At 36.4% G+C, this 13,541-nt stretch carries 16 protein-coding genes; 5 read left to right on the forward strand and 11 right to left on the reverse strand.

The features are described 5' to 3' along the window. Window position 1: 1 nt before the first annotated feature. From rsmA to QZN33_RS06675, 3 genes are read left to right on the forward strand one after another with little or no spacing between them, the layout of a single operon-like run. Window positions 2–865: a 16S rRNA (adenine(1518)-N(6)/adenine(1519)-N(6))-dimethyltransferase RsmA gene (gene rsmA, locus QZN33_RS06665; protein ID WP_296790198.1), complete on the forward strand. Its 864-nt coding sequence runs from the start codon at window positions 2–4 to the stop codon at window positions 863–865. A 5-nt stretch (window positions 866–870) separates the two neighbouring features. Continuing rightward, window positions 871–1,455 (forward strand): HemK2/MTQ2 family protein methyltransferase, encoded by a 585-nt coding sequence (locus tag QZN33_RS06670; protein WP_296790201.1) that lies wholly within the window; start codon window positions 871–873, stop codon window positions 1,453–1,455. A gap of 10 nt (window positions 1,456–1,465) precedes the next feature. Then, window positions 1,466–1,624, forward strand: coding sequence for a hypothetical protein (locus tag QZN33_RS06675; RefSeq protein WP_296790204.1), 159 nt, complete (start codon window positions 1,466–1,468; stop codon window positions 1,622–1,624). Between the two features lie 11 nt (window positions 1,625–1,635). Here the strand turns inward: QZN33_RS06675 and dapF are convergent, their stop codons facing one another. Then, the gene (gene dapF / locus QZN33_RS06680) at window positions 1,636–2,496 is read right to left on the reverse strand and encodes a diaminopimelate epimerase (RefSeq protein WP_296790206.1); all 861 of its coding nucleotides are present in this window, start codon (window positions 2,494–2,496) and stop codon (window positions 1,636–1,638) included. Window positions 2,497–2,505: 9 nt separating this feature from the next. Beyond that, window positions 2,506–3,789, reverse strand: a complete 1,284-nt coding sequence (lysA, locus tag QZN33_RS06685; RefSeq protein WP_296790209.1) for a diaminopimelate decarboxylase — start codon at window positions 3,787–3,789, stop codon at window positions 2,506–2,508. Window positions 3,790–3,892: 103 nt separating this feature from the next. On the opposite strand from lysA, the gene QZN33_RS06690 reads away from it, so the two are divergent. Next, window positions 3,893–4,294, forward strand: a complete 402-nt coding sequence (locus QZN33_RS06690) for an NUDIX domain-containing protein (RefSeq protein ID WP_296790211.1) — start codon at window positions 3,893–3,895, stop codon at window positions 4,292–4,294. On the opposite strand, the gene QZN33_RS06695 is transcribed toward QZN33_RS06690, so the two are convergent. Beyond that, the gene (locus QZN33_RS06695) at window positions 4,291–4,989 is read right to left on the reverse strand and encodes a hypothetical protein (protein ID WP_296790214.1); all 699 of its coding nucleotides are present in this window, start codon (window positions 4,987–4,989) and stop codon (window positions 4,291–4,293) included. The genes QZN33_RS06690 and QZN33_RS06695 overlap by 4 nt on opposite strands. Window positions 4,990–4,997: 8 nt before the next feature. Next, complete coding sequence (locus tag QZN33_RS06700) at window positions 4,998–6,158, reverse strand: acetylornithine transaminase (protein ID WP_296790217.1); 1,161 nt, start codon at window positions 6,156–6,158, stop codon at window positions 4,998–5,000. A gap of 69 nt (window positions 6,159–6,227) precedes the next feature. On the opposite strand from QZN33_RS06700, the gene QZN33_RS06705 reads away from it, so the two are divergent. Next, window positions 6,228–6,659, forward strand: a complete 432-nt coding sequence (locus tag QZN33_RS06705; RefSeq protein WP_296790219.1) for a peptidylprolyl isomerase — start codon at window positions 6,228–6,230, stop codon at window positions 6,657–6,659. Between the two features lie 140 nt (window positions 6,660–6,799). Here the strand turns inward: QZN33_RS06705 and QZN33_RS06710 are convergent, their stop codons facing one another. The 7 genes from QZN33_RS06710 to QZN33_RS06740 all read right to left on the reverse strand — a co-directional run bounded on the left by QZN33_RS06710 (window position 6,800) and on the right by QZN33_RS06740 (window position 13,468). Further along, entirely contained in the window at window positions 6,800–8,167 is a 1,368-nt protein-coding gene (locus tag QZN33_RS06710; protein WP_296790221.1) for an MFS transporter, read from the reverse strand. 260 nt (window positions 8,168–8,427) lie between these two features. Continuing rightward, complete coding sequence (locus QZN33_RS06715) at window positions 8,428–9,333, reverse strand: DNA glycosylase (protein WP_296790223.1); 906 nt, start codon at window positions 9,331–9,333, stop codon at window positions 8,428–8,430. Then, the gene (gene hisF / locus QZN33_RS06720) at window positions 9,330–10,154 is read right to left on the reverse strand and encodes an imidazole glycerol phosphate synthase subunit HisF (protein WP_296790225.1); all 825 of its coding nucleotides are present in this window, start codon (window positions 10,152–10,154) and stop codon (window positions 9,330–9,332) included. Before hisF ends, QZN33_RS06715 begins: the two co-directional genes overlap by 4 nt. A gap of 49 nt (window positions 10,155–10,203) precedes the next feature. Next, entirely contained in the window at window positions 10,204–10,365 is a 162-nt protein-coding gene (locus QZN33_RS06725) for a preprotein translocase subunit Sec61beta (protein ID WP_296790227.1), read from the reverse strand. 69 nt (window positions 10,366–10,434) lie between these two features. Then, window positions 10,435–10,902: a cyclic pyranopterin monophosphate synthase MoaC gene (gene moaC, locus QZN33_RS06730; protein ID WP_296790231.1), complete on the reverse strand. Its 468-nt coding sequence runs from the start codon at window positions 10,900–10,902 to the stop codon at window positions 10,435–10,437. A 4-nt stretch (window positions 10,903–10,906) separates the two neighbouring features. Continuing rightward, window positions 10,907–12,115 carry a tRNA pseudouridine(54/55) synthase Pus10 gene (locus QZN33_RS06735; RefSeq protein WP_296790233.1) on the reverse strand — a complete coding sequence of 403 codons (1,209 nt, stop codon included), beginning with the start codon at window positions 12,113–12,115 and terminating at the stop codon, window positions 10,907–10,909. Between the two features lie 3 nt (window positions 12,116–12,118). Beyond that, window positions 12,119–13,468, reverse strand: a complete 1,350-nt coding sequence (locus QZN33_RS06740; RefSeq protein WP_296790324.1) for a signal recognition particle protein Srp54 — start codon at window positions 13,466–13,468, stop codon at window positions 12,119–12,121. Window positions 13,469–13,541: the final 73 nt, after the last annotated feature.

Below are 13,541 nucleotides of genomic sequence, written 5' to 3' on the forward strand. Positions count from 1 at the left end.
TTTGACTAATGAGTCTTTATCTAAAACAACTAAAAACATTTTAAATAAGCATGGGATAAAACTGAATAAAAATCTCGGTCAGAATTATTTGATTGATAAAAATAAAAGAGACCAGATTATTAATTTTGGAAATCTCACAAAAAATGATGTTGTACTGGAAATCGGAACAGGTATTGGAACTTTAACAATCGAAATTGCAAAAAGAGCCGGGAAAGTAATAGCTATTGAACAGGATACAAAAATAGCTAATATTTTAAAGGAAAGGCTTGAAGAAGAAAAAATCGATAATGTAGAGCTGATAAATGATGATGCACTGAACGTTGATTTTCCTAAATTCAACAAGATCATCTCAAATCTACCTTATCAAATCTCATCACCAATCACTTTTAAATTTTTACAATACGATTTTGACCTTGCCGTTTTAATGTATCAGAAGGAATTTGCAAGGCGAATGAACGGTCAGGTCGCAACTAAAGACTATTCAAGATTATCTGCAATGCTTTATTTTAAATGTGACGTTACAACATTAACTGATGTAAGCTCAGAAAGCTTTATTCCAAAGCCGAAAGTTGATTCGACCGTTGTCGGCCTAACTCCAAAAGAAAATAAAATCAGTGCCGACGAGTTTAAGGTCTATTCAAATTATACAAAAGCACTCTTTCAGCACAGAAACAAAAAAATCCGCAATGCATTAATCGACTCCAGACATGTAATCTGCGCTCTTGATAAAAAAGAGATGAAAAATAAGATTAATTCCATTGAAAATGATGAGATAAACGAATATCTTAAAAAAAGAGTAGTGGCTATCGAACCTGAAGAGATACTGTACCTGTCAGGTGAACTGAACCGTATTTTAAACGGGTAGATATTATGAGCGAATTTATTTTAAATACTGACGAGAATGTTTATATTCCTGCTGAAGACAGTTATTTGCTTGCTGAAAATTTAGAAATTAAAGAAGGTGCAAGCGTTTTGGAAATCGGAACAGGTTCGGGAATTGTGGCAATGTATGCATCCAGACTGACAGATAAAATTGCCGTAACCGACATCAACTTTGACGCATGCGAACTTGCAAGGAAAAACTTTGAAGACAATAATATTGAAAACATTGAAATTCTATTTGGAAATCTCTTTGAACCTGTAAAAAATAGAAAGTTTGATGTAATTTTATTTAATACTCCATATCTACCTACCGAAGAAGACGAAGTTATTGACAGCAATTTAAATTATGCATTCGACGGTGGATTAAATGGTAGGAAAGTTATAGATCTATTTTTAAATGAAGTGCCAAATCATTTAAATGATGGAGGAATTGTCCAGATGATACAGTCTTCATTTTCAGACAATGATTTGACATTGCAGAGATTTGACGAACTGGGCTTTATTGCTGAAATCAAAGCCAAGGAACATTTCTTTTTTGAAGATATTACATTAATCAACGCGTATAAAATATGAGGTGAAAAAAATGGACAGCGGAATGAGATCAATCATAATCGGAATTGTTTTTTTAGTTGTTGCAGTTGTATTCCTTTTAATTACAACAAAATACTCCTATCTGGGAATACTGTTAATTATTCTAGCAATATTAATGATGATTACCGGATTTATGAGAAAAAATAAGTAAAAAAAGGAGAATTAATATTCTCCGTCAAAGACAAGCTCTGCAGGACCTTCCATAAAGGCTCCAAGAGCTTCTTCTTTTTCGTAAACTGTAAAGTTTAAGTCTCCGCCAGGAAGGTGGAGCAATATATTTTCATCAAACAGACCTAGTTTGAAACCTGAAATGGCTGTGGAAGTTGCACCGGTACCGCATGCCAATGTAACGCCAGCACCTCTTTCCCATGTAATCATTTTACCTTCGTTTTTAGATATGACTTCAACGAAGTGCACATTTATTTTTTCAGGGAAAACTTCATGAGCTTCAATAGCAGGACCGTATTTGTTGATGTCAACTTCATCGACGTTATCTACAAATATTATAGCATGAGGATTTCCGACGCTGATTGCGGTTACGTTGAAAGTGGTGTCGAGAACTTCAAGTTCACCGTCAAGGAACTCTTCCTTATCAGATGTCATTGGAATTTCAGGAGTTTTAAATGTGGATAAACCCATGTCCACTTTGAAGAGCACCGGTTCATCATTTTCCAATGTAATTTCAATTGTTTTGATTCCTGCTCTGGTTTCAACAGTCATTTTTTCCTGTTTTAAAATACCTTTTCTGTAAACGAAATCACCGAAACATCTTATACCGTTTCCGCACATTTCAGCTTCGCTTCCGTCAGGGTTGAACATTCTGTATCCAATGTCAGCTACTTCAGACGGTTCTACAAAAAGTACTCCGTCCCCACCTACACCGAAGTTTCTGTGACATAGTATTCTGCATGCTTCCGGTTTGTCTGCTTCAGGAATGACTTCTCCTTTGCTTTCATCGATTATTGGAAAGTCATTGCCTATTCCGTGCATTTTTGAAAATTTCAGTCCTTTTAAATCTACCATGTTATCAACTTATTTTAAATGTGGTGGAATGCTTTGTTTTGCATATAAGTCTTCAAAGGTTTCTCTTTCACGTACTACATTGCATTTACCGTCAGTAACTAATATTTCAGAAGTTAAAGGTCTTGAATTGTAGTTGGATGACATTGTAAATCCGTATGCTCCGGCATTCATTATACCTAATACGTCTCCTTCTTCTACATCAGGCATTGGCCTGTCACGTGCAAATAAATCTCCGGATTCACATACGTTACCTGCAATGTCCACTTCCTGAGTATCTGGAGCGTCCATTCTGCTTGCATCTACGATGTGGTGGTATGAGTCATACATTGCAGGTCTTAAGAGTGTGTGGAAACCTGCATCTACACCGATGAATTTTCTGTAACTTTGTTTTACGCTGTTTACTGTTACTAAAAGTACAGCCGCATCTCCGACAAGGTATCTTCCAGGTTCGAGATACATTGTTGGGTTGCCCATGTCATATTCTTCAAGTTTTTCTTTGAATAATCCTATGTTGACTTCTGCAAATTTGTCCAAATCAAGAAGTTTTTCTTCAGGAGTGTATGGAATTCCTACACCTCCACCGAAATCAACGAATTCAAAGTCAATTCCGGCTTCCTGGTGAACTTTACCTGCAATGTCCATTGTGGATTCAATTGCTAGTTTGAATGGTTCAGGGTCTAAAATTCCGGATCCGATGTGTGAGTGCATACCGACAGGATTGAATCCTAATTCTTTAGCCATGGTATAAACTTCAACAGCTTCATTGTCCATTATACCGAATTTGCTCATTACACCACCGGTGATACAGTGGTCATGGTGTCCTGCACCGACCATAGGGTTTACTCTGAAAGAAATTTTCAGTCCTTCAGGATCTACCATTTTAGCTAATCTTTTAAGTGCTGATACAGAATCGATGTTTAAAACAGCACCTTCATCGTGAACAAATTTTAACTCGTCATTGGTAATGTTGTTACCTGTGAATAATATTCTGTCACCTGAAAAACCTACCATTTTTGCAATGTGGACTTCACCAGGGGAAACTGCATCAATGCAGCATCCTTCGCTTTCCAATATTTTCATTACAGCAATGTTGGTATTAGCTTTACATGCATAAAATACTTTGAAATCAGGATAATATTTTGAAAAAGTAGAGTAAAATCTGTTATAGTTATCTCTTATCCTGTTTTCGTCAATTACATAGGTTGGAGTTCCGAATTCTTCTGCGATGTCTATTGCATCTGCACCACCAATGTCTAAATGGTTTTTATCGTTTACTTTAATATTTAAATCCATAATAAAACTCCTAAAAAGTTGCATTATAAATTTATATATATCTTCCAATCTATTTAAAAGTAATGCAGGAAAAACGTTTTCCGTTCAAAATATTGGTGAAAATATGAAAAAAGCTTATGGACTTACCGTTAGAGGAATAATTAAAGACAATGATAAGATTTTACTCGTAAAAAGACATCCGAAAAGCAGAACCGACCCTGAAATGTGGGAACTTCCAGGAGGCAAGATTGAAAAGGGCGAATTTTTCGCAGATGCACTTGTACGTGAAATTAAAGAGGAAACAAACCTTGACGTTAAGGTTGGTGATTTTTGCGATGCAGTTCAAAACGATTATATGCACAAGCGTACCGTGCAGATTATGATGTATTTTGATAATGTTGAAGGTGAGATAAAAATCAGTGATGAGCACACAGACTGGATGTGGGCAAGTCTGGATGAAATCAGAACCCTTGAGATTTCAACATCACTTAAAAAATTATTGAAAAAAAGAGATTGGGAAATTTAATCGATGAAAGTTCGATTAACTAATTTCAATTCCCCTTTCGCACAGCTTGGACATTTGGAAGATTCTCCCAATACGCTGAGTTCGCCTGCGCAGAGCGGGCAAATTGCATAAGTATCATCAATGAATACTGTCAGTTCGTTAGTATGGTCTTCTAAAATTTCTTTTATTAAAGATTCGTCCAAATCAGCATTGTTTTCAAAAATTACAAATTTGTTGATTTGTTTTGAACAGTCCCTGCAGTAATAACCGTAGTATTTTCCGCTTAAATCAAGTGGCTTGTCTGAAAAATTGAATTTTGAATCTTCTATGCAGAAGTTTCCCTCACTGTCAAGGGCGAATGACTTTTCCAGTTTCAAATCAAGGCTTTTTCCACAGTTTATGCAGTTCTGGAATCTGTTGTCAAAATCGATTATTTTAACATTGTCGTCGAGCTTTTCTAGAAGAAAAATTATTTCCTCATTGCCTATGCCTTCCTCTTTTGAGGTTATGTGGAAGTTATAGATAACTTCCCCGCAGTCATAACAGTAATATTTATAGATTCCTCCGGAAACCAGTGATTTTGAAGCTTCAGAAGATGCTTTAACGGTTAAAATGTCCACATGAACATTTTTATCCCAGTCAATCCAGAAGATATTTGAAGAGTCCTCTAATTTGAATCCGCATTCACTGCAAGAATATTCACTATGGACACCCATCAAATCACCTATAATATTTCATCTAAAGCTTTAACGAACTGGTCTATTTCTTCTTTTGTAATTATTAGTGGTGGAACGAATCTTAAGACATTGCCTGAAGTACAGTTAATTAAAAATCCTGCTTCTCTGAGCTTGTCAACATATTCTGCTCCAGGTTGGGTCAGCTCCAAACCGACCATTAAACCTTTACCTCTTACATCAGCTATAATTTCCTTATCCAATTTTTTAAGTTCGCTGATGAAGTATTCACCGACTTCATTAACATTGTCAAGAATGTTTTCTTCATCAAAAGTATCCAGTACGGCATTTGCTGCTGCACATACTAAAGGACCTCCACCGAATGTGGTTCCGTGATCTCCAGGTACAAATGCACTGGCTACTTTTTCGGTTGCAAGGATTCCGCCCATTGGGACTCCTCCGCCTATTCCTTTAGCCATTGTCATTATGTCAGGTTTTACGTCAAAGAGTTCATGAGCAAACAATGTTCCGCATCTTCCGAATCCTGTCTGAACTTCATCTACAATAAAAACAATGTCTTTTTCATGACAGATTTCTTCAATCTGTTTTAAGTAATCTTTATCAGGAACGTTTACTCCGCCTTCACCCTGAATAGGTTCAACAATGATTGCTGCAGTATTTTCTGTAATAGCATCTTTAATAGCGTCAATGTCATTGTAAGGCACATTAATAAATCCTTCAGGAATAACAGCCTTGAATGGCTCATGATATTCTTCATGACCTGTAGCTGCAAGTGTCATTAATGTTCTTCCGTGGAATGAATCTACAGTTGAGATGATTTCGCTTTTTCCGGTGTATTTGACTGCTAATTTAATAGCTCCTTCGTTTGCTTCAGCACCGCTGTTTGCATAAAATATTCTGTCAAAACTGGTTTTATCGATTAATTTTTTAGCGTAAATCAAAGCAGGTTCATTGTAATAGATACTTGAAATGTGAATAAGTTTTTCAGCCTGATCCTGAATAGCTTTAACTAATGCAGGATGATTGTGACCTAAAGCATTAACTGCAATACCTGCAAACATGTCCAAATATTCATTTCCATCTATATCCCATACTTTAACACCTTCACCATGGTCTAGGACAACTGGTTGTCTTGTAAAAGTATTGATAAAATAATCATCTTCAATCTTAATTAAATCCTGAGTATTCATTTTATCCTCCATTAACTATTTATTCAATAATACTTATAGTATTAGTATTATATAAAAATAGGTGATAAAATGAAAGTCGCAACTATTGAAACTGATAAAGGGAATATCGTTTTAGAACTGTTCCCGAATGAAGCACCTGGAACTGTAGCTAACTTTGAAAAATTAATCAAAGAAGGTTTCTATGATGGATTAACATTCCACAGAGTTATTCCTGATTTTGTAATTCAGGGAGGCTGTCCTAGAGGAGACGGTACAGGCGGACCAGGTTACACTATCAAATGTGAAACTGAAGGAAACCCTCATAAACACGGTACCGGTGCTCTATCCATGGCACATGCAGGTAAAGACACTGGTGGAAGCCAATTCTTTATTACCCACTCCCCACAGCCACACTTAGATGGTGTACACACCGTATTCGGTCAAGTTATTGAAGGCCAAGACGTTGTAAACGCTATCCGTCAGGGAGACAAAATGAACAGAGTGACCGTTGAAGATAGATAATTCTATCTTTCCATTTTCTTTTTTTAAATAAACCTATTTAACCTCGTTAAACATTGAAAAAAACAAAAAATTGTACGGGTGTGTGAAATTGCTCCCGTTTAAAACTGCTTATTTTAAGTATTTAAAGAAATAATGATTTTTTAACTTGCATCACTGGATTTGATTCCCACAAATGAAGCAAATACAGATGCTATACACAATACAATACAAATCAGACAGGTTATCTGACAGCTGCTTATCAGCAGAGGATAGTATTGCTCAATCATAGGCACGTTACCCATCACAAATGCAAATACCAATGTTAATATTCCCATACTCATTGCCTGACCTACTGTACGCATTGTTGCAACAGCCGCTGAGGCGATTGAATTATCCTTTGGAGGAACAGAACCCATAATGACATTTGTATTCGGTGGAGAGAACAGTCCGAAACCTATACCATATATTATCATTGCCACAAATAAAAATAGCATTGGAGTAGCGCTGTCCAGTGATGAGAACAGAAACAGAGACACAGTACCTAATCCCATTCCGATAGCTGCAAGAATCTGCGGTACAAACTTGTCTGACAGTCTTCCTGCAATCGGGGCAAGGACAACCTGACACAATGGTGCTACAAGCAGCATCATACCTGCAGTCTGTGAATCAAATCCCTTGATGTACTGCAGATGATAATTTAAAATTGTTGTAACGGCATATGTCGCCAGATATGCGCAAAGTGATGCAAAATTTGCTGAAAGGAACTTATGATTTTTGAAAAATCTTACATCAAATACAGGATAGTCCTCTTTAAGCTCAATTAAAGCGAAGACAACCAGAATTATTATTCCTAAAATTGTTAAAATGATTCCAGTAGTTGTATTGAGTACTGTAAAGCCGTACATGAAAAGTACCATTCCGACAGCATATGCAAGTGAACCTTTAATATCAAGCGGAAAGTTTTCAAAGGAAGTCCATTCCTTATCGATTTTTGTTAAAAGCAATAGCAAAATCACAAACATGAAAGGTACGGCAAAAAGCACTACTGATCTCCATCCCAGGTTATAATTCAGAATTCCACCAAGAACCGGTGATAGGGACAGTCCTAGATAAACTCCTGTGATATTGATTCCCAATGCTTTTCCGCGCTCTTCTCCGGGAAATGATGAAACGATTATTGCCATTGAAGTTACATTAATAAATGCCAATGAAATTCCCAGAATAAATCTGCAGATCAGAAACTGCTCCTGAGATGTTACAAAAACATTGGCTATTGAAATAATTATAAAAAGAATTAAATTGAATATTGTGACTTTTTTAAGGCCGTATTTTCCTGAAATCTGGCCTGCCGGAACCGACAGCACAGCCACAACTAATAAAAAGATAATAGTAACCCAGTTTTGAATAATATTGCTCATTCCGTATTCAGCTGCAATTGACGGAATAACGATTGTAACTCCGTTTACAGCAAAAACCGTGAAAAATGACAGTATCGTACAGATAATTAATATTATATTTTTGGTTTCCATTAATGTATATATTATATTTATAGAATATATACTCTTGATTATATTGGAAAACAACTTTAACATCAGGGTTTAGCTATTGAAAACTTGTTTTTCAAAAGGCTTTCATATATATCCCCAGTTGAAAATCAAATTCAAATTCAAAATGCTTGCCGTTAAAGTAAAATTCGCTCAATTAAAATAAAGAGAAAAAAGACAGGTATTGGAAAAATTAAGCTTATCTTTAACAATTCAATAGCTTCAGCGCCGATGAAAATTTGAAGCTACTTCAACTTTGCCATCAGACCTGATTTGCGGGCATAATGAAACATGTAAAGCTGCACATAACCTGCATAATCTCCGAACTCTTCCATTCCGAATTCCCTTACCTTCGGAACACTTATATCCTTTCCGTCAAAGTAAAGGTATGAAACTATCCTTTTAATCCAGACATCACTTGGAAAAGCCTCTTTAAAGTTGAATCCGTAAAGCAGAATGCAGTCTGCCACTTTCGGACCGACGCCCGGAACCTTCAGAATTGTTTCAAATGCTTCATCATATGACATTTTTGGAATTTCCGAAAGGTCCATTTCAAGTGTAAACATTTCAGAAGCCTTTTTCATATATGGTGCCCTGTATCCTACACCGCACTCTTTAAGGTTATCTCCCTGACATTTTCCGCAAATGAGAAGTTCCTCTTCATCGTCTTCATACAAATCACGAACTACTGATTTATCCGGAAATGTGTAAAAATCATTGAAATAATTTGTACCCCATTTGCTTTTCATATCACTCATTGACTTTGTCCATCTTTTAATGGAATTATTCGCTGAGCATATTGATGAAATAATGCACTCAAAGGGGTCTTTTGCCAGAAACAGTCTTAAACCGTTGCAGAACTCGGACATTTCACAAAGTTCATCATAATTGGAGAGGTATCTGTAAAACTTATCCAGGTCAAAGTCCAAATCGTAAATGTATTTTAGTCTTGAAACTGCATCACTTTCTTTAACGTTTCCTTCAAAATTAAAATCAAGATAATCGCCGGATTGAGCTACATCAAAAAGAACCGCTTCATCATTGACTCTGACAACTTCCCTGTATGAATTTCCATCAAAAATCCATGGAGGCTGTGAAGTCTGACCTGACAGCTGTGTCAAATCCAAGTCAATAGGTGCTTTGATTATCATAAACGGACAGCCACATTATTTTCTTTAAGGTATTCCTTTACAGTGCCTATTGAATACTGATTAAAATGAAATATGCTTGCTGCAAGAGCTGCTGAAACATCTGTTTTTTCAAACACTTCAAGAATATGTTTAGGTTCTCCAACACCACCGCTTGCAATTACTGGAATGTCAACTGCATCATTGATTGTTTTGTTAAGCTCAATATCATAGCCGTTCTGGGTTCCGTCACCGTCCATACTTGTCAAAAGTATTTCTCCGGCACCTAAATCCTGACATTTCTGAGCCCATTGTATTGCGTCGATACCTGTAAATTCACGTCCTCCGTAAATACTTGTATCAAACCAGCAGTATCCTTTCTCAGTTTCTATGACAGTTTTGTCTTTGGCGTCATCAGGATGGTCTACATATCTTCTTTTCGCATCGATTCCGATAACGACCGCCTGAGATCCGACAACTTTTGAGGCTTCTGTCAGCAGTTCAGGATTTTTAATTGCAGCAGTGTTTGTTGAACATTTGTCTGCTCCTGCTCTTAGCATTTTAATATAATCGTCGACTTTTCTTATTCCTCCGCCTACGCAGATAGGCATGAAAACGTTTTCAGTTAATCCGTCAATTACATCTGCCATTGTTGCTCTTCGCTCATGGGATGCAGTAATGTCCAGGACAACTACTTCATCAGCTCCTTCTTCATAGTAGCGTGTCGCCAAATCTACAGGATTTCCGGCATATTTAATCTCTTTAAATTCTACTCCTTTAACGACTCTGCCTTCCGGAACCTGCAAATCACAATCTAAGCAAGGAATAATTCTTTTAGTCAACATAGTATCAAATAAAAAAAAGTAGTATTGTTTTTTAAAAAAAACAATAATATTAAGCTGAGTATCTTAAAACGAAACAGAATATCGCTACGATAACTGTTGCAATTAATACGTGCTCAGGTGAAAGTTTTGGACCTAAACTTTCTTCATCAAAGTATCTTACTAAACCTGCACCAGTTTGAGGCATAGAAATCTTATTATCTTTTTTTGCCATAATAATCTCCCATTAATTTAATTTTAAAAAATAATTGAATATAATTATTTTTTTCATCATATATAAACTTTAAATTTTTTCCTTTTTGATTACTTTAATATCACTAATTCTTGTATCCGGATATTGACCGTTCTCATCTTTCTCAACTGCTTTGACCATATCCCATACAGTTAAAAGCGCTACACTAACGCCAGTAATAGCCTCCATTTCAACACCTGTCTTGCCTAATGTATTGACTGCACATCTGGCTATGATTTCATCGTCTTTTACTTCAAAATCAAGCTCAATTCCAGTTAAAGCCAGCGGGTGGCAAAGTGGAATTATTGAAGAGGTGTTCTTGACAGCCTGAATTCCGGCAATCTGGGCAGTGGTAAGTACATTTCCCTTTTTGATTTCTTCGTTCTGTATTAGCTCAATGGTATGTTTATCTAAAAATATGCTGCCCTGAGCAATAGCTCTTCTTTTTTGGTCAGGCTTAGATCCGACTTCAACCATGTGTACGCCGCTTTCTGTTAAATGTGTAAATTCTTCTGCCATAATATCATTTCTCGCTAACTTCCAATACATCCAGCTGTTCGCAAATTGCATTGATGCCTAAAATTTCAGATACATTAGGATTGCTTCTTCCCTCATCGCCTGAAATTAATTCCTTAATGTACAATCCTCCTTCTGTTTTAATGCGCATGCTGAATGTTGTATCATCAATAATTTCATATTTTAAATCAAGCACATGCTTTACACGCACCATGTCAGCACGTCTTCTAAGTACTCTTAAAGGTGTCTGCTGATTTATTTCATTAAGTTTTGTCAAATCTTCAAGTTTATCTGCATCATATGCTTCATCGCATTTGACAATAGCATTGTAAATCTTATAAGTGTCCGGAGATGACTGCTTGATTTCAGCTTTTCTTGACCTTTCACAAACATGGAGGTTATGATATGAAGTTTTTCCTTCATTCATTTTATTTATGTCCTCTTCAAGCTGTTTATAATCAAGTTTTCTGATTTTTGGCTCTTTGATTTCCAGAACAAATGGTCTTCCTGATCCCAACATTAAAACATCAATGTCTTCACGGCCTGCACCATGGAATTTTGCTTCACGTCCCCGAGTTAATTTTAATACATGCTCGGATATTAACTCTTCTACGGACTCGGGATATTGCTTTCCGGTGAAGTTGCACTCTTCGCATCCTCTTCCCTTACATTTGGTACATGGCCATTTGGTCTGAGGTATTCCACGTTTCAGTTTATTGTATTTTCCTTCAATATAAAGCGGATTGATTTGTATTTTGACTTTGGGTTCCGCTCTTAAATCAACATTGAAAACTATATCCTGCCTTTCAAATTCGGCATCCTTGTCATAACGCTCCCAAATTCCAAGACCTATCAGTCTGTTGACTTCCTTTTTGATTGTTTCAACATTCAGATTGAATTTTTCAGAAAATGCTTCATCTCTTTTTTGAATATCCTTTTCAATCTGGGAACCTACAAGGAATGTGTCAAATTCGATTTCAAGCTGATTTATTTTGGCATCAATTTTGCCGTATAACTCATCATCAAGCTTATCAAATAGATTGCCGCATATTGCGCAGTCAGCATCATTCAAATCAATACCCAGCTCTTCACATACCTTGTCGGCACGTTCAATATTGTTGGTACCTTCAATTGTTTTGGAAAGTTTACGTCCAAGACAATTTTTACAAATCTTGTAATCGCATTCCTCTAAAATTCTTTTCGCTAACTCTAACATGCTTTACCTGTTCATGAATTGTCCCATCATACGGTTCATAGCTCCGCCGCCTAAACGGCCCCCACGTTTTCCGATTCCTTTCATTGTCTTTTTGGTGTTGTTGTAATATTTAAGAAGCTCTTTAACCTCACTTTCCTGTACACCTGACCCTCTTGCAATTCTTTGAATCCTTGACTGCTTGATTATTTTAGGGTTAAGCATTTCCTCTTCGGTCATTGAAGACATCATTATCTTGTAAGAGTCAATCTTGTCTTCAGTCATTTTAGAGGCTTCTTTTGTAATCTTGTTTCCCATACCCGGAATCATATTGAGAACCTGCTGCATAGGACCCATGCTGTTCATCATGTCAAACTGGTTTTTCATATCCATCAATGTGAATTTACCTGTGAGCATGTTGTTCATGGTTTTTTCTGCAACGTCTTCGTCGATTGTTTCTTCTGCTTTTTCTATAAGGGATTTGATATCTCCCATTCCCAGCAGTCTTGAAATGAATCTCTGAGGGTCAAAAAGTTCAAAGTCATCTACCCTTTCACCTGTACCGATGAATTTGATTGGAGCGCCGGTTTCTGCAACAGCGGACAGAGCACCCCCACCTTTTGCTGAACCGTCAAGTTTTGTAATAATGATTGAACCTATGTCTGTTGCCTGTGAAAATGCTTTAGCCTGTTCACCGGCCTGCTGACCTATGGTACCGTCAATTACCAGAATAGCTTCATTCGGATTGATGATATTGTCAAGCTCATCCATCTCAGCGATAAGATCTTCTTCCTGCTTGTGCCTACCTGCAGTATCGAAAATGATGACTTTTCTGTTTTTAAATTCCTTAAGACCTTTCTGAGCAAGGTCAAGTGCATCCTTGTTTTCAGGATCTCCATAGAGAGGAACATCCATCTCTTCAGTTAGCTGTCTTAACTGCTCATAAGCAGCAGGTCTCCATGTGTCTGTACATACAACAGCAGGGTTGAAACCTTTTTTCTGGAGGAATCTACACAGTTTACCGATTGTAGTTGTCTTACCACTACCCTGAAGACCTAAAAATAAGATTTTATAAGGTCTTTCATTGATGTCGAGACTTACTGCTTCGCTTCCAAGCAGATTTACCATTTCTTCATAAATAATTGTTATAACATGTTCTCTTGGAGTGATACCTTTAGGAGGCTTTTCTTCAAGAGCTCTTGATTCGATAGTTTTTGATAATTCCAATACTAATTTAATATTAACGTCTGATTGAATTAATGCACGTTGTATATCCTTTACAACTTCCTTGATTGTTTTTTTATCAATAACAGACATTCCTACTAATTTTTTCATAGTATTAGTAAGATTTTCTCCTAAATTTCCGAGCATAATAATCACGTTTATAGATAAATTATTTAATTATATTATAATATATTTATATTTATCTATGCATTAAAATTTTTTGTGT

This window comes from uncultured Methanobrevibacter sp. (genome assembly GCF_900314615.1).
GTDB lineage: Archaea > Methanobacteriota > Methanobacteria > Methanobacteriales > Methanobacteriaceae > Methanocatella.